Consider the following 17,017-nt stretch of genomic DNA (forward strand, 5'->3'; position numbering starts at 1 on the left):
ATGTTCTCAAAAAAAATTGTTTTAAAAACAACAATGGTTTTTTCGTTGTTGGTTTTTTCAACGGGAACTTTATTTTGTACTCCGTTTATCGTTGCAGGCCCCAGGGCTTTGGGCCTGGGCGGGGCTTATACAGCTATCGCCCAAACATCTTTGGGCGCCTACTGGAACCCGGGAGCCTTGGATTTACAGGAGGGGTTTGATTTGAAATTTAATTTTGGCGCCGGCGCGGAAATTACGGGGAATTTGTTGGAAAATGCAAATAATATTGTAAAATTCAGCGATCAGTTTTCACAATTACAGAGTTCCCAGAAAAACGGCAGCGGGCTGGATATTAAACAAATAGGCGCCATTTCTTCCGCAATAAAAAACCTTAAGGGCGTAGGCGCTGCGGGCAATGGAACGATTATAAATATTGCAGGAGGTTTAGGTGTAAGAGTAGGTAAATATGTGCTGACTGTGAATAATTACTCGTTAATCGGCATCAGGCCTTATACGGAAATTTATGGTTTTTACCTTGGTTCAGGCACGTTCAATGTGCCGACAGGTTCCAGATTAAGGTCAGGTATCTTGTCTCACGGAGACAGCAGCCAGAATTTTGAAGGTATCAACATCAGCACTGAATTCATTAATTCCCCGGATGCGCAATATACTGATGAAACAGCACAGATAAAGACACAGCTTGACTGGTTGTTGCTCGATTTGAAAAAAGCTGGTGTTGAAGTTCCAGCAACTTTGCCAGACGGTACTCCTTTTACAACAGATATGATTGCGAATGTTCTTGTAAACACAGCAGTCAATAACGGCTCCACCGAACAGGACTTGAAAGATTCAATAGCCATTATAGAAGAAAGCAAGCCTATCCTTGAACTTGTTTTAGGTTCGGCAGATCCCCGGAATTCTTTTTCCAATAATAAGTCAAACCTTACTATACGCGGTTTAAGTGTTACTGAAATTGGTTTAAGCGCAGCTTGGCCGCTATACTTTAAGGATTTATACTTGGGCGGTACATTAAAGATGATGATGGGCCAGACAGGATTTTATAGAAAACTTCTTTTTGAAAATACCGGCGGTGATAACAAAGTTGGCCTTGATGATTCTGTGTCGGATATGTCAAAAAATACAAAAAATTCATCCCAGTTTGGTTTTGACCTTGGTTTTTTCTATGATAAAAAGCAGGATTGGCGTTCATCTTTTGGTTTGACTCTAAAAAATATCAACAGCCCGAAATTCGCAATGCCTGAAGCTGCGCTTTCATACGGAGAGGACACAATTACCCTTGACCCTCAGATAAGAGCCGGTGCGGCTTTTTATCCTTTAAACTGGATTTTGCTTTCAAGCGATATTGATATTACAAATAATACAACGCTGATTCCGGATTATAACAGCAGGTATTGGTCCCTGGGAGTGGAAATTAATTTAGTAAATGAATCTTATTTCAATCTGCCCCTGCGTTTTGGTATGATGAAAAATCTTGCCTCAACCAAGGATACTTCAGCATATACTGCAGGAATAGGTTTAAATCTGGGCCGCTTTGTTATAGATTTGTCAGGGGCTATGAGTACTACAATGACAAAGATTGATACGGATTCTTCAGGAATCCCTTCAAACGTTTCCGGCCAGTTGGGCCTGGGGCTTGAATTTTGATTTATTTCGAAATTTTGGTGAAGAGTGTTATTCCGGTCAGCAGGAATACAATATTGCACAACCACGCGCCAAGAACAGGCGGCAGGATTCTGGCCTCGCCTAAAACCCTTCCTAAAGACATCAGCGTCCAGTAAAAGAAGGATATAACAAGTACATACCCAACCCCTCTTACTTTTGCATATTTCCCGCCTAATCCCAGGGCCAAAGGCAATCCTAAAAACATAACAACCAGGCTTGAAAACGGGTATGAAAATCTTAATTGGTAGGCTACTGTCTGTTTAATAGCCGGTTGTGACGCATTTTTCAGCCTCATTATTTCATCTTTAAGCTCATAAGTGGTCAATAAATCAATATCAGTTTTTGCCGGGATAAAATCTTCCGGTTTTTCAGGTATAGTAAGTACTTTTTCTGCCAGTTTCTTTTCGGAGAGCAGTTCCCTGCCGCCGTCAGTAAATTTGCGTTCCGTAACATATTTTAAAACCCATTTTCCGTTGTTGTAAATCATCTGCCTGGCGAAAGTTTGTTCAATCAATGAATATTTAGAATTGAATTTATCTATTATGACATTATAAATTATGCCGGTTTTTGGGTCAAAAGCATCAATGGAAAAGTTCCTGCCGTCTAAACTATGGTAAACAATTCCTTTATGTTGAAGCGCGGGGCCTTCGGCCTGTTTATTGTAAAGCCCGATTTCGCGCATCTGGATTGTTTTAGCAAATCCCCTGGGTACAAGTTCGTTATTGAGGACTATTCCAAAGAGAACCAGCACTAACCCTGCCAAAAATACGGGCGCAAAAAGAGAAGGCAGGTTTATTCCACAGGACTTGATTGCGGTAATTTCGTTATCATGGGACAAGCGGTTTAAAGAAAAAACAATGCCTACCAGCACGGCAACAGGCATAGAATCCTTCAGCCACATGGGCAGAAGAGCCCCCATATATTTTAGAATAAAGGCAAACGAAGCCTTGAAACTTATAAAGTCAGGCAGGCGGAAGAAAAATTCAGAGAGAAGAAAGATTAAACAAAAAAATGCCAGCCCGAACAGGAAAGATTCCAGGAATTCTTTTAGTATGTATTTTTTTAAGATATTTTTTTTGTTCATCTTTTTAATAATTTTATCATCAAAAATAATCCTACTGTAAAAGCGCAAATATTCGGCAGCCAAAGCACAAGAGCGATAGGCAGTTTCGGGATTCTTTCAGTTGCGGAAATGGAACCGATTAAAATAAAGTAGTATGCGCAGATTATTCCCAGGCTAAGGGCGAACCCTACGGTTCTTCCGCCCCGATTTGTTATTATGCCCGTAGGCAAGCCGATAAGCACCAGGCATAATGCGGCAAAACCTATTACCCACCTTAAATTATATTCGGTTTCAAATCGCGCTGTTTCTGTTTTATGCTCCCTGGCAAATTTAATTTCTTTCAACAGGTCTTCCGAGGAAATTTCTCTTAAGGTCGAAGCTGCCTGTGCATTATTTTTTTGTTCTTCGAACAAAGAAATAGTTATGAGGTAATTATCAAAAGCAAATTGAGTGAGTTTTTCTGAATCGTCAGAAGAGGTGGCCTGCAATATTCCGTCTTTTAAATTGAAAGTTATAGCGTTTTCTGCGATGTTCGCAGTACCTGATTTTGCAATTATCTGCGTATTTCCAGCAGGGGGTGATATTTTATAAATATTCACGCCGCGGAGCTCATTAGCGTTGTTATCTATTTCATTGATATAAATACGGTAGTTTCCCAGTTTGGTAAGGGCCTTTTCCTCAAATTTCATTAGGGGTTGTTTTTTCGCAATCGTAAAATATATACGTGAAAATTCAGAATGTATTTTCGGAAGCACTTCAAGATTCAGCCAGGAAAGCATAAGGCTTAAAACAAGAGCCAGCAGTAACGGCTGGAAAGTAAACCTGAAAGTATTGATGCCCGCGGAACTAAGGGCTGTTATTTCACGGTCTTCTGACATTCTTCCATAGGTAAGCAGTACAGAAAAAAGCAGAGACATCGGCACCGTGACGGTGAAAAGCGACATGACAAGGTATGTTATTAACTGTGTAACAACCAATACTCCTGCGCCCTTGTTTATCAATAAATCCATAAGTTGGAACAGATTGTTCAGCACTAACACGAAAGTAAAGACAATCATTCCAATAACGAAGGATTTTATTGATTCTTTATAAATATATTTCGTCAAAATATTCATACTCAGAAATTATAGCAAAAAAGCGAAAAATTCGCTATAATATTCCCGTGAAAAAGGGATTTTTTAAGCTCCTAGTGCTGTCAATTCTACCAATTATTGCCGCAGTACCGGTATTTTCTGAGATAAGCTATATCCATCCACAGAGCCCATCGGTAGCTCAACCTCAGGTTGGCCAGGAAGAGCAGGTACAAATAGACACAACTTCTCCTTCGAATATCGATGACGAGTCTTTTTTCCAGTATACCCGCGATCAATGGCGCGAGATGCGCAAGGCTATCGAAGAAGGCCGTAAACCGGGCGAAAAAGCTGAAAAATCGACAGTTGTTGTCATCGGGCCTGAACTGCCTCCGCCGTCTACAGGCGGTACCATTGAACTGCCCTATGAAACCAGGTTATCCATCCAGGGTTCGAAAGTCATCGGAATGAAATACTCTTTCAGGAAATACGACAACAATTCTTTGCCGGCAAACCAGGATTCCGGCAGTTTTGAAATGGAACAATCTCTCGTAGTAAAAATCAGCGGACAGGTAGGCAAAAAAATAAAAGTTAACGTCAATTTTGATGATACCCAGCCTGATGTGAGGGATATTTCGGTTGCTTATCACGGAGATCCTGATGAAGTTGTGCAGGAAGCGGTTTTCGGCGATATTATGCTTTCACTGCCGGGTACTGAATTCGTAGGATACGGCAGGCAGGCCTTCGGTATAAAATTGACCACAAAATATAAAAATTTAAGAACCTATTTTGTCGGCAGCCAGGCCAAAGGCACCCCGGTCAGCAAGAAATTTACAGGAAGCACCCAGATGGAAAAGCCCGTAATTCAGGATACTAGTTACGCCAAAAGAAAATATTACCAGTTAACTTTTTTTAGCACAGAAACCATTAACAATGACGGGAGCGAAGAAATTTACATAGATGATAAAAATCCAAATAATGACCTGGTTAATGGTTCTAAAGACCTGGCGTTTTCAAGTTACACCACCCGCGATGTAATTATGGGGAGCGTTGGAAAATTTGACCGCCTCCTTTCTGCAAAGGGGGATTATACCATCGATTATTCAAAAGGAATTATTATTTTCCGAAATTCGCTCCAGGACAATGCGGTTGTAATCGTAAATTACAAAAGAACGGACGGCAGCCATCTGGTAAATACCCTGCCGGGCTCAACGAATTACATTCTTATTAAAGACGATCAAAATACCTCTGGTATTACCAGAGAAATTAAATCTTACTATAACCTGAATAGGACGCAGATTGTACGGGATAACGACAGAGGAAATTTTTTCTTAAAAATTGTTAAGGATTCAGGGGAAGAACCTACACTTGCGGAATGGAAACGCGACACAGGACTGGATGCAATACCCAAGTACTCGGAGAATATAAAAATAGATTTTGAAAGCGGTGTTTTCAATATCGTTGACAGTTCAGGAAATCCCTGGAATGTTTTTCCGTCTCCCGCATACCAGGGTGTAGGTACTCATGCTCTCTATAAGTTTTATATTGAATACAGGTTCAGAACCAAACAATTTGATTTAAATCCGCCCGGTTCCATGATTCCTCAATCCGAACAGATTGTAATGGATGGCAAAACATTGCAAAGGGATAAAGACTATATAATGGATTATGACCTAGGCAGGTTTACCTTCCTGAACGAAAACATGTTTAATGACAACAGCGTTATAGATGTCAATTACGAGTATGCGCTGTTTGGCGGACTGCAGGTCGGCGAGACGTTCGTAGGTATCCGCAACGAGCTTTCCCTTACGCGGAATATGTTTGTGGGTGTAAGTTATTTGAAAAATTTTCCTCCCCGGCCTCAATCCATACCTGACCTGAAATCAGTAGCGAGTGACCTGGAAATAAAAGAAATTGATTCTAGAATTCAGAACTTAAGATGGGGCCCGCTCTCTTTGGGTTTTGGCGGCGAGTATGCGCAAAGTTTGCGTAATATGAATACTTACGGAAAAGCTATGATAGATTCCATGGAGGGAATAAAACAGGCCGAAAGCCCTGCCTTAGCCAAAGATTCCTGGAAATACGGTTGGACAGTGCAGGATTACCCGCCTGATGCGGTAACTTTAACCAATGAAGACCAATTATTGCGCGATATTTACGGGATCGATCAGGTCAAAGACGAGAAACAAAGCGTTTTGAAAGTAGCTTATGATTTAACCAGAGCTTCAGAATGCGCTGTGGCCCAATTGTTATCAGCCACCGGAATAGATTTTTCGAAAAAAACTTCTATGGAAATGAAATTGGCTGGCAGACAGACAGCCGGCGCGCAGTTTACTGATGATGACTTTATTACTATAGAATTCGGGAAATTCAATGAAGATGTTGATCATGACAAGTCATTCGATACTGAAGATATAAGCACTAACAATGTATTGAACGATGGGGAGGATATAGGATGGCTTTTCAATGCGCCTGACTGGCCGTTAAAAAAAGACCAATTGAGAGTTGGGGCAAATAACGGCCTTATTGATTCAGAGGATTTAGACGGTGATCGCATTTTCAACACTAATGAGGCGGTAGACCAGGATAAAAAATTCGTAATAAAAATGAATGATTTCAACAATTCCTGGGCCAGCATACAAAGGGATATTCAAAAAATTGATTCAAATACCTGGCTCTATATAAAAGAAATTAGAATAACCATCCACGCACCGGGAAAGGTTGGAGAAATCAGGATTGCAAAAATGGATGCAGTAGGCAATAAGTGGGAAAATTTGACCCCCACAGGGCTTGTTCTTAAAGCTGTTAATAATTACGATGATAAACGCTATCGCGACCATGCCCTCAACCAGGAAGGCGGGCCTATGCTGTCCGAATATGAAAGCTTGTACGGTAAACAAACTATCAGGACTTTCAAGCAGGAACAGGCTCTTGAAATGAACTACGAATTTTCCTACAGTACCGCAATTCCCGTGATATCGACAGGCGCTTTTGTCGCAAAGTTGAGTTTAGGAGCAGGAGAAGATTTTTCAGTTCACCAGAAATTGAAATTTTTCGTCTATGGCGATAATAAGGGCGAAATATTAGTTTTAAGAGCCAACACGGATAATGATGGAAACTATTTTGAGTATAAAAGACTCGTAGATTGGTCCGGTTGGAAAGAGATAACAATCAACCAGGTTGATGTTAACGGCGACAAAATTCCTGAAATCTGGCAGGCAGAACAGGGAGTAACCGCTGAATGTTCCGGTAAAGGGTTTGGAGTAGGATCTCCGAATCTTGCAAAGGTTAGTTATTTGCAGTTTTTAATTGTAAGTTCAGGTACTATTGGCAGTACTTCCTATCCGCCCATTCCAGCCCAACAGCCCAGCTATATCTGGATTGATGAAATTCACATGACAGATTCTATATCCAGGCAGGGTGATGCGTACAAAATTTATGCGAACATGGGAATAGACGGGTGGGCAACTTTTGGAGGAACATACAAATATAAAGACCCCAATTTTGAAACTTTTGACGCCCGGGCTGTAGGTACCCAGCAATCTTTTGAACAATCGGGAAACCTCAATTTTACCCGGCTGGGTTTTATGCCTATGAATTTTTCCGGAGGCAGGACAGAAACACGCACTACCAGCATAGACAAATCGGCAGATTATGTATCTATACTTCAAAAAGGAAGAGTAATCACAACCAATTTCACTGCAGGTACCAGGCTTAATATTAACCGGCTGCCAAGTTTGTCCTATAATTATTCAGTCAATACAACCAGTTCATCTAACGAAGCATCTAAGTACTTTTTAACTAACACAAGGGAATCGCAGGATGCAAGTTTAAATTATTCAATCGGTAAATTAACAAAGTTTGATCCCATCGACTCTTTTATACCTCAAAGCCTAGCTTTAGGCGGAGGCCGCACAATTAACAGGGACGAACCCTGGCTAGTTATGCGTGATACCGGGCAAAATCCGGTTAAGCTGGAATACACGGAAAGATATAATGTATCGGCACCTTTCCAGATGTTCTGGAACAGGTTTTCGCTCAACCCGTCCTATTCGCATACAAATTCCTATGAAGAAAGAAGGATCCCGAATTTTCCAAAATATGACAAAACAGCCGGTCAGACAATAGGTTTGGGGACTTCTTTAACAGTTACAGACTGGTTTGTTCCCCGGGCCAATTATTCTTTGTCTACAAATGAAAATTTTGATTTTACCGGTATTACCGACCCTGATAAAATATCAAAAACAAAATCCGTACAAAGAAACGGGTCTGCCAGTGTTTCTGCGGATTTTGGGATAGGGAGAATTTTTCCTAAATTTAACCCGACAAAATCTTTAAGTTTAAACTCCAGTTATTCAATCCAGGATGGAGATCAATACAGCCGGGTGGGCAGTACCTATCCTGCATTAAACGATATCTGGATAAGAGAGCCTCTTAAGAACGGGACTTTGACTTCATTGACAAGAAGCGACACAATAAGTTCCTCCGGCAGGTGGAATCTTTTTGAAGGCCTTCCTTTGCCGGGTAAATTATCGCCCTTGAGCAAGACTTCAACTTCTGTGGGCTATTCAGAACAAAAATCGTTTTCGTTTAGCGGGTCTAAATCACGGAACCGGGTCCTTACCTGGCCCGACCTTACAGTATCTCTTTACGATATGGAAAAAATGTTCGGCGGCGACAAATATATTTCCGACACAAGCCTGACCCTGACTAATAGGTATAAACAGAACAATTCTTATAATGTTATCGATGATACCGACGTACCGCAGATAGAAAACAGGAATATTGATAATGCTGTCAGCATGCATTTTAATTCAAAACGGTATATAAAATCACTTTCATTGACTTTTGGCGACTCAAGAGCCCGGGATTACAGTTACATTGATAAAAAATTTACCAGGGTTTCAATATCCTTCAATTATTCAGTTCAGCCCAGCTTTGACGCTTTAGGCATGACCCTTACGCCCAGTTATTCTTATTCTGAAAATAAGGCCTGGGCGGGCGACCCCGATGATCTTGATCCTTCAGAAAGCGCAAGAATCAAAAAAAATCCTACTAGTGATTTACGTACGGAAACAGCGAGCATAAGTTTTTATAAAGACGCATCATTTCCCGGCGGTATGTTTATACCCATCATAGGAAAAACACTGCCCTTAACAAACAGGTTTATTTTCAATGCCAGCCTTTCTTATTCAAAAACGGACTCGGATATAAATATCGGTAATTCAAAAACTACCACGTATGGGTTAACCCTCAGCGGTAATTACACTATTTCGGACAATCTGTCATCCGAACTTGGCGCCGGGTATAATCGTTTTATGAACAGGGAAGTAAGCGATAAAAACTGGACCTCATACAGTATAAACGCCAGGCTGACGATCTCCTTCTAATAATGTTTAAAAAAATAACAAACTTCATCTTTCCTATTACCTGTTCAGCTTGCGGCGCATATATCCAGGATGGCAATAAAAGAATCTGCCCGGAATGTATAAAAAAAATAGAATTCATTGAGACATTATTTTGCCAAAAATGCGGCCTGCCTTTGCATAGCGGCGGGGCTCATTGTTATAATTGCCTTCACCCCGAAGGCAAAATTTACTATGAATATAACCGCGGTGTGTGTGTTTTTAAAGGTATAATCAAGGATTTAATACATTCTTTCAAATACTCAGGAAAAGAGTATCTAAATAAAACCTTCGGCAATATGCTTGTAAACTATATTCAGAAGTACGACGACCTGCTAAATGTCGACATGCTAGTTCCTGTTCCTCTTCACTGGTATAAAAAGTTCAAAAGAGGTTATAATCAATCCGAACTTCTAGCAAATGAGGTTGCTCTGTATTACAGAAAGCCTCTGGTCACGAGAGAAATTTGCAGAAAGAAATATACAAAGCCCCAGGCAAAATTAAAAAGAAAAGATCGGCTGATTAATGTTAATGATGCTTTTGGTTTAAAACAACCCGGCATATTTAAAGGCAAAACAATTCTTGTTATTGATGATGTATCAACTACAGGTGAAACCATCAACCAGTGCGCTAAATTGTTAAAATCCGCCGGAGCAGATAAGGTTTTCGGCCTCACCCTCGCAAGAGATGTTTGAACTTGCCCTTCAGCCACCATGGCTTCAGGACAAGTTTCTCCAATTGAGTTGGAGAAACTTGACATCATTTTGCATGTTTTATATAATACTTTCAGTCAAATTGGGCACCTACCTTAATAACCCAAATTAATCAAAACAATTTTACATAGGAGGAATTTATGGCAGTAAAAATCGGTATTAATGGTTTTGGAAGAATAGGCCGGCTGGTATCAAGAAGCTTACTGGAAAGAAACTCGAAGAATATGGAGCTGGTTGCGGTTAACGATTTAACGGATGCAAAAACAAATGCGCATCTCTTAAAGTACGATTCGGTTCACGGCCAGTTTAATGGCAAAGTAGAAGCTACGGGAGAAGATGAAATCTCAGTTAACGGCAAAAAAATAAAAATATTTAAGAAAACAGACCCGGCGGAATTACCCTGGAAAGATGTCGGGGTAGATATTGTAGTTGAATCAACCGGGCTTTTCACAATAAAAAAAGACGGTGTAAATAAAAAAGGTAAAGTGGTAAAGGGAGCAGAAAACCATATAACAAAAGGCGGAGCAAAAAAAGTAATTATATCAGCTCCGGCAGAAGGCGAAGATATTACAATAGTTCTCGGAGTAAATGAAGGCAAATATGACCCGAAGAACCACCATGTAATTTCAAATGCCAGCTGTACCACAAACTGCCTGGGCCCTATAGCGAAGATAATCCATGAAAACTGGAAAATTGAAAAAGGTTTAATGACAACCATTCACGCTTATACAAATGATCAGAAAATCCAGGATATGGCGCACTCAGATTTAAGGCGCTCAAGGGCAGCAGCCTTATCGATGATACCAACTTCTACCGGCGCGGCAAAAGCTATCGGATTGGTTATGCCTGAATTAAAAGGAAAACTTGACGGTTTTTCTATCCGTGTCCCTACGCCGAATGTTTCTGTTGTTGATCTGACAGCCCTGCTTTCAAAATCCACAACGGATAAAGAAATCAATGAAGCCTTAAAAAAAGCTTCTGAAACCACGCTTAAAGGGATTCTCGGCTACACCGAAGAACCTCTTGTTTCAATTGATTTCAACCATTGCCCGCTCAGTTCTTTTGTTGATGCAAAGAGCACAAAAGTGATTGAAGGCAATTTTATAAAAGTTTTAGCCTGGTATGACAATGAATGGGGTTATTCAAACAGAGTAATCGACCTTATTGAATACGTTATCTCAAAAGGGCTATAAGGAAAATCATGAAGAAGACAATCAAAGATGTAAATTTAAAAAATAAAAGGGTAATCGTCAGGGTTGATTTCAATGTTCCTTTAGATGCAAACCTGAACATCACTGATGATACACGCATTCGCGAAACTTTACCGACAATTAATTATCTCAAAAGAGAAAGTGCAAAGATAATTTTGATGTCGCATCTGGGCAGGCCCAAAAGCAAGCCGGAAGAAAAATACAGTATGAAACCCTGCGCCAAGAGGCTTTCTGAATTGTTAAAGCAGGAAGTCAAAATGGCCCCGGGATGTATCGATCCGGAAACAAAAAAACTTGCCATGAACCTTCAGTCCGGAGAAATTTTGCTGCTTGAAAACCTGAGGTTTAACGAAGGCGAAGAAAAAAATGACCCTAATTTCGCTAACGAACTGGCTTCAATGGCTGAAGTATTTGTCCAGGATGCATTTGGTACGGTTCACAGAGCCCATGCTTCAACAGCAGGAATAGCAAAATACCTGCCTTCCTGCGCTGGTTTCCTGCTTGAAAAAGAAATAGTTTACTTTTCGAAAGCCCTGGAGAATCCCGAAAAATCTTATGTTGCTATTTTGGGCGGAGCGAAAGTTTCAGATAAAATTATGGTAATTGAGAATCTGCTCAACAAAGTAGATGCGTTGATTATCGGCGGAGCCATGGCATACACTTTTCTTAAAGCAAAAGGCATAAGTATTGGAAATTCGCTGGTTGAACAGGAAAAAGTTGACATTGCCGCAAAAATATTAAAGAAAGCGGATGATAAGAATATCAACCTGTTTGTTCCTATCGACCATATAATTACAACAAAAATTGACGGTTCTGCAGAATCTAAGGAAACAGCAGGTGTTGAAATTCCGGACGGTTGGATAGGAGTAGATATTGGCAAAATGACTATTGAGAGGATATCTTCCGTTATTCTCTCAGCAAAAACCATAGTCTGGAACGGCCCCATGGGAGTGTTTGAAGTGGATAAATTTGCCAACGGCACGCTTCAGATAGCGAAACTTATTGCCCAGGCGACAGCCAAAGGCGCAATCTCAATTGTGGGCGGCGGTGATTCAGTCGCAGCGGTGAAAAAGATGGGATTATCCGACAAGATGTCTCATATTTCAACCGGCGGCGGCGCAAGCCTGGAGTTACTTGAAGGCAAAATACTGCCTGGCATAGCAGTTTTACCGGAGAAATAAATGTATACATTACTTTTGATAATAAATATCATTGCGGCAGTTTTTCTGATTCTGATAATTTTGATGCAGACAGGCAAGGCCGGCGGAATTGGCGGTGTTTTGGGCGGCGGTGGCGGTTCGGATCAGCTTTTTAGTACGCCATCAGGTTCTGAATTTTTACGTAAAACTACGATCATTGCTGCAGCCATATTTTTCATTTCGACAATAGGGCTCACATATTTCGGTTATCGTGAAAAGATAAGAACAGTTACAAGCCAGATGCCTCAAGCACCGGTCTCTGCGCCTTCTGCAGAGGCTCCTGCTCCGCAGGCTCCAACTGGGGCACCTGCGCCAGCAAAATAAAAAACCCTCGCCGGGGTGGTGGAATTGGCAGACACGTACGTTTAAGGGGCGTATGCTTTACGGCATGCGGGTTCAAGTCCCGCCCTCGGCATTTACTCATAATTTCTTCTACTGAACACCTATCTATTGTTTCCTGATTTGCTTCAATAATACTATTGATGTTCCTGTTGTAAGCACCATTGGTTATTTAGCCGGTTCGATGGATGAATAAATCCCAAAAGAAAAACCCGCAAACTTCGGCCAATCTGATAAAAATTCCCAAGGAAAGAAAGAAACAGTAGGGCAGGTAAATAGTTGATTCTTTGTCGACGGGGACAACTGTTTTTAGGGTGAAAAGAAATAAAAAGAAATGAAAAACTTTCTTTAAAGATTTTAACAGTGTCCCTTTTAAAGCCATGATTATTATTGCCGCTATTCCTGCAATGATCGCGCCGTAGATTCCTCCAAAAAGAGTAAAATTCCATCCTTTAAGGCTTCCTACTGCTATCATAAACTTAACATCGCCTGCGCCCAGGCCTCCAAGTAAATAAAAACCGATAAGCAGAACCAGTCCTAACAGGGCTCCTAATAAGCTGTCTAGCAAGCCCATGCGGCCATAAAAAATTGTGTTAAATATTATTCCGGAAAATATTATCGGATAAGTTACAGCGTTGTAGGCTTTACGAAAAAGCAGGTCAGTGGTTGAACAGGTTACAAGGAAGGCAATAAGAATTAGATTTAGGAACATATAATTTATGGGCGGAGAGGGAATTGAACCCTCACATCCCCTAAGAGACTCAGGATTTTAAGTCCTGTGCGTCTGCCAGTTCCGCCATCCGCCCATTTTCGCATAGTACGAACCTCAAAATTCTTTCAAAATAATTTTGGGGCTAAGTCATAATATAACAAACTTTAAATAGAAAATCAAAAATTATATATGAGAATTACGGCCAAAGATAACCGGCTGGTTTTTATCTTTTCTTTGTATTTTAAAGGAAAGCTTTTTTTAAATCTTAAATTTCGTATGGACATAGAAAGAGTATAACAAACTTTTATTTAAAAATCAAAAAACGGGTGTTGTAGTTTACAAACTGAGCGTAATTTGTTATAAAATTACCATGAACATTAACGCGAGAATTGTCACACTAAAGCAGGAACGGTCGCAAAGAATTATTCAAAACCGGCATCCCTGGGTTTTCTCCGGAGCCATAGAAAACGTAAGTAAAGGCATGGAAGACGGGGAAATCGCTTCAATTGCAGACACAACAGGTAAAATATTCGCCCAGGGCGCTTACAATTTAAACAGCGATATTCGTTTAAGAATAATGTCCTGGAAAACGGAAGAGAAAATTGCTGATGACTGGTTTTCAAAAAATGTAAAGAATCTTGCAAAAACAAAAGAAAAGTTGCTCGGAATAAGCAGTTTATCTGAAGAAAAAAAGAATTACCGCCTGGTATTTTCCGAATGCGACAATATCCCCGGCCTAGTCATTGACCGCTATGGGCTGATTTTTGTTATTCAATTGCACACGTTATTTGCGGATAAAAAGAGGGAATTATGGATTTCAATAATAAAGCAATTGTGGAACCCTGTTGCAATTTATGAACGCAGTGATATTGACGTAAGAAAAAAAGAAGGCCTTGCTACGATGCCTACAGGTATTTTGCACGGCAAGCTGCCTGAAAAACATATAATTGAGGAAGATGGCCTTAAAGCCGTTGTCGATATAAGGATGGGGCAAAAAACCGGGTATTTCCTGGACCTCAGGCAGGTTAGAAACAAAATCGAAAAATGGTGTAAAAATATGGATGTTAAGTTTTTGCAGAATTATTTCGGCTATACAGGCAGTTTCAATCAGTATGCGGCCCGGGCCGGGGTTGAAAAAATAGAACATATTGACAGCTCAGATACAGCAAATGAAATTGCAAAAGAAAACGCAAAATTAAACGGTTTTGGTAATAGAATTAGAACGATTCATTCTGACATTTACGAGTATTTAACGCAGGTTATAAATGATAATGTCGATGCAATAGTACTTGACCCGCCGTCATTTGTAAAAAGCAAAGACAAAATCAGGAATGCTTTGGAAGGGTATAAGCGGCTCAATTCAATAGCTATGAAAAAGCTGAAAAGCAGCGGGATACTGTTTAGTTTGAGCTGCAGTTCTTATGTATCAGAAGATGATTTTCAAAAAATGCTTTTTAATTCCGCTATTTCAAGCGGTTGTAAAATAAAAGTGCTTGAAAAATTCGGGCATGATGTTGACCACGCCTGGCCTTTGACCTTCCCCGAAGGCCGTTACCTGCAGTGCTGGATCCTCCAGAAACAATAAATATTTACTTTTTCTTGTTTGTGGGGAAACGGTATTCGATTTCGCCTTCTTTTATGTAGCCCAGGCCCCTTCTGATGCGATAATCAATATAAGCTTCGTTGCTGTCAAGAAGGTATATCTCTTTTCTTAAACGCGCATTTTCAAGCTGGAGTTTAACAACTTCCTTCTTAATCTTATAAACTTCAATATTTCTCTTAACAAGATTGAAAAATCCTCTGTTAAAAATCAAAACCGCTGCGATAATTACAGCTATGAGAATTTTTCTATTCTTTTTTGAGAATATTGCCCGGAAATTCATCTCTTAAATCCGACAAATTTAGCTTTTGAACCAAGCTCCTCTTCAATTCTCATTAACTGGTTATATTTGCAAACCCTGTCTGTCCTTGAAGCAGAACCTGTTTTAATCTGCCCGGTATTCAAAGCTACTGATAAATCAGCAATGAAAGAATCTTCAGTTTCACCTGACCTGTGCGAAATAACCGCAGTATAACCTGATTTAAAAGCCAGTTGGACAGCTTCCACTGTTTCAGTTAAAGAACCAATCTGATTTACTTTAATTAATATAGAATTTGCAATGCCTTTTTTTATTCCTTCGGTAAAAATCTTAGTATTTGTTACAAAAATATCGTCGCCGATAATCTGTATTTTTTTACCGAGTTTTTCTGTCATTTTTTTCCAGCCGTCCCAATCAGCTTCGGATAATCCGTCCTCAATGGAAACTACCGGATATTTGCCTATCAGGTTGTCATAGAAATCTATCATCTGCTCTGATGTTTTCGTCTTGTCTTTCGGTTCGCCTTCAAGAGTATAAACCTTATTTTCATAAAGTTCGCTGGCCGCGCTGTCAAGCGCAAGGTAGACGTCTTTTCCGGGTTTATATCCGGCTTTTTCTATTGCTTCAACTATAGATGAAAGCGCCTCTTCGTTTGAACTCAAATTAGGGGCAAATCCGCCTTCATCGCCGACTGAGGTGTTGTAACCTTTCTTTTTTAATACTGATTTCAGGTTATGGAAAACTTCCGCGCCCATTCTTAAAGATTCAGCAAATTTGTTTGCGCCTGAAGGAACAATCATAAATTCCTGAAGATCAACGTTGTTGTCCGCATGTTCGCCGCCGTTTAAAATATTCATCAGTGGAACGGGGAGAATATAATCATTTGATTTAATGCTGTAGCATTTGCGAATATATTCATAAAGCGGCATTTTCTGCGATATGCTTTCCGCTCTGCAAAGTGCAAGAGACACTCCAAGAATTGCATTAGCGCCAAGTTTTGATTTATTTTCAGTGCCGTCCATTGAAATCATCAGCCTGTCGATTTCAATCTGTTTTCCGGAGTCCAGTCCTATTAATTTTTCTGCGATTGTATCGTTAACGTGGCCTACTGCTTTTAATACGCCCTTGCCCAGGTAACGGGATTTGTCGCCGTCTCTCATTTCGAGGGCTTCCCGGGTTCCTGTTGATGCGCCGGACGGGACCATTGCCCTGCCTAAAACCCCGTTTTCTAATATTACATCCACTTCTACTGTTGGGTTTCCTCTTGAATCAAGGATTTCACGTGCATGAACATTCTTAATCTTTGACATAAATTCTCTCCTTTTGTTTCCTCAAAAATTAATTTGCAATCCGTCTATTTTATCTTTTTTTGGAGTATTTGTAAATTGTTTTCTGCTATTTTTTGGTCTTCAGGTTTTGGCAGGCCCAATTTCACAGCCAACTCCCAGTATTTTTGCGCCTGCAAAAAATCATTTTTCATCCAGTAACAATTACCCAGGCAGTTATAAACCTCTCCGTAATTCCTGGCGCCTACGGAAATGTTATAGGCGCGGATAGCATCATCAATTCTGCCTGTTTTGCGGTAAATTTCACCCAAATCAAAAGCGCTTCTTTCCGAATGGGCTTTATCCATGGATATTGATTTCTCATAATAATTAACCGCTTTGTTTAAGCCAGTCCTCTGGAATTCTCCGAGCGTAAGCTCGAGAGATGGATAACATTCCAATATCTTCGTATAATTGGAGTATGGAATATAAACGGCTGAGCCATAGTGTTTACAAATG

The 17,017-nt window shown here is 40.3% G+C and carries 13 protein-coding genes and 2 tRNA genes; 8 read left to right on the plus strand and 7 right to left on the minus strand.

Annotated elements, in window-relative coordinates; genetic code table 11:
• Positions 1 to 1,644, plus strand: a complete 1,644-nt coding sequence (locus tag KKH91_00945) for a conjugal transfer protein TraF (protein MBU0951382.1) — start codon at positions 1 to 3, stop codon at positions 1,642 to 1,644.
• 1 nt (position 1,645) lies between these two features.
• On the opposite strand, the gene KKH91_00950 is transcribed toward KKH91_00945, so the two are convergent.
• Positions 1,646 to 2,746: an LptF/LptG family permease gene (locus KKH91_00950; protein ID MBU0951383.1), complete on the minus strand. Its 1,101-nt coding sequence runs from the start codon at positions 2,744 to 2,746 to the stop codon at positions 1,646 to 1,648.
• Entirely contained in the window at positions 2,743 to 3,840 is a 1,098-nt protein-coding gene (locus tag KKH91_00955) for an LptF/LptG family permease (GenBank protein ID MBU0951384.1), read from the minus strand. Before KKH91_00955 ends, KKH91_00950 begins: the two co-directional genes overlap by 4 nt.
• A gap of 74 nt (positions 3,841 to 3,914) precedes the next feature.
• On the opposite strand from KKH91_00955, the gene KKH91_00960 reads away from it, so the two are divergent.
• The 6 genes from KKH91_00960 to KKH91_00985 all read left to right on the plus strand — a co-directional run bounded on the left by KKH91_00960 (position 3,915) and on the right by KKH91_00985 (position 12,738).
• Complete coding sequence (locus KKH91_00960; protein ID MBU0951385.1) at positions 3,915 to 9,185, plus strand: autotransporter outer membrane beta-barrel domain-containing protein; 5,271 nt, start codon at positions 3,915 to 3,917, stop codon at positions 9,183 to 9,185.
• Positions 9,186 to 9,187: 2 nt separating this feature from the next.
• Entirely contained in the window at positions 9,188 to 9,895 is a 708-nt protein-coding gene (locus KKH91_00965) for a ComF family protein (protein MBU0951386.1), read from the plus strand.
• A gap of 158 nt (positions 9,896 to 10,053) precedes the next feature.
• Positions 10,054 to 11,106 carry a type I glyceraldehyde-3-phosphate dehydrogenase gene (gap, locus tag KKH91_00970; protein MBU0951387.1) on the plus strand — a complete coding sequence of 351 codons (1,053 nt, stop codon included), beginning with the start codon at positions 10,054 to 10,056 and terminating at the stop codon, positions 11,104 to 11,106.
• 5 nt (positions 11,107 to 11,111) lie between these two features.
• On the plus strand, positions 11,112 to 12,305 hold the full coding sequence (locus KKH91_00975; GenBank protein ID MBU0951388.1) for a phosphoglycerate kinase: 1,194 nt from the start codon (positions 11,112 to 11,114) through the stop codon (positions 12,303 to 12,305).
• Positions 12,306 to 12,647 (plus strand): preprotein translocase subunit SecG, encoded by a 342-nt coding sequence (secG, locus tag KKH91_00980; GenBank protein MBU0951389.1) that lies wholly within the window; start codon positions 12,306 to 12,308, stop codon positions 12,645 to 12,647.
• Positions 12,648 to 12,656: 9 nt separating this feature from the next.
• Positions 12,657 to 12,738: transfer RNA gene (locus tag KKH91_00985), tRNA-Leu, on the plus strand.
• 96 nt (positions 12,739 to 12,834) lie between these two features.
• Here KKH91_00985 and KKH91_00990 read toward each other — a convergent pair.
• Positions 12,835 to 13,374 (minus strand): A24 family peptidase, encoded by a 540-nt coding sequence (locus KKH91_00990; protein ID MBU0951390.1) that lies wholly within the window; start codon positions 13,372 to 13,374, stop codon positions 12,835 to 12,837.
• 8 nt (positions 13,375 to 13,382) lie between these two features.
• Positions 13,383 to 13,468, minus strand: a tRNA-Leu gene (locus KKH91_00995).
• Between the two features lie 276 nt (positions 13,469 to 13,744).
• Between KKH91_00995 and KKH91_01000 the strand changes: the two genes are divergently transcribed.
• The gene (locus tag KKH91_01000; protein ID MBU0951391.1) at positions 13,745 to 14,959 is read left to right on the plus strand and encodes a class I SAM-dependent rRNA methyltransferase; all 1,215 of its coding nucleotides are present in this window, start codon (positions 13,745 to 13,747) and stop codon (positions 14,957 to 14,959) included.
• 4 nt (positions 14,960 to 14,963) lie between these two features.
• Here KKH91_01000 and KKH91_01005 read toward each other — a convergent pair whose 3' ends face one another.
• The 3 genes from KKH91_01005 to KKH91_01015 all read right to left on the minus strand — a co-directional run.
• On the minus strand, positions 14,964 to 15,257 hold the full coding sequence (locus tag KKH91_01005; protein MBU0951392.1) for a septum formation initiator family protein: 294 nt from the start codon (positions 15,255 to 15,257) through the stop codon (positions 14,964 to 14,966).
• Positions 15,254 to 16,543 carry a phosphopyruvate hydratase gene (gene eno, locus KKH91_01010; protein ID MBU0951393.1) on the minus strand — a complete coding sequence of 430 codons (1,290 nt, stop codon included), beginning with the start codon at positions 16,541 to 16,543 and terminating at the stop codon, positions 15,254 to 15,256. Before eno ends, KKH91_01005 begins: the two co-directional genes overlap by 4 nt.
• Before the next feature lie 44 nt (positions 16,544 to 16,587).
• Positions 16,588 to 17,017 (minus strand): hypothetical protein (locus KKH91_01015; GenBank protein ID MBU0951394.1); only part of this gene is annotated, 430 nt, incomplete at its 5' end.

The organism is Elusimicrobiota bacterium, assembly GCA_018816525.1.
GTDB lineage: Bacteria > Elusimicrobiota > Endomicrobiia > CG1-02-37-114 > XYA2-FULL-39-19 > OXYB2-FULL-48-7.

Coding starts and splice junctions, on each gene's coding strand:
- KKH91_00945 (MBU0951382.1), top strand. CDS start 1: ATGTTCTCAAAAAAAATTGTTTTAAAAACAACAATGGTTTTTTCGTTG.
- KKH91_00950 (MBU0951383.1), bottom strand. CDS start 2,746: ATGAACAAAAAAAATATCTTAAAAAAATACATACTAAAAGAATTCCTG.
- KKH91_00955 (MBU0951384.1), bottom strand. CDS start 3,840: ATGAATATTTTGACGAAATATATTTATAAAGAATCAATAAAATCCTTC.
- KKH91_00965 (MBU0951386.1), top strand. CDS start 9,188: ATGTTTAAAAAAATAACAAACTTCATCTTTCCTATTACCTGTTCAGCT.
- gap (MBU0951387.1), top strand. CDS start 10,054: ATGGCAGTAAAAATCGGTATTAATGGTTTTGGAAGAATAGGCCGGCTG.
- secG (MBU0951389.1), top strand. CDS start 12,306: ATGTATACATTACTTTTGATAATAAATATCATTGCGGCAGTTTTTCTG.
- KKH91_00990 (MBU0951390.1), bottom strand. CDS start 13,374: ATGTTCCTAAATCTAATTCTTATTGCCTTCCTTGTAACCTGTTCAACC.
- KKH91_01000 (MBU0951391.1), top strand. CDS start 13,745: ATGAACATTAACGCGAGAATTGTCACACTAAAGCAGGAACGGTCGCAA.
- KKH91_01005 (MBU0951392.1), bottom strand. CDS start 15,257: ATGAATTTCCGGGCAATATTCTCAAAAAAGAATAGAAAAATTCTCATA.
- eno (MBU0951393.1), bottom strand. CDS start 16,543: ATGTCAAAGATTAAGAATGTTCATGCACGTGAAATCCTTGATTCAAGA.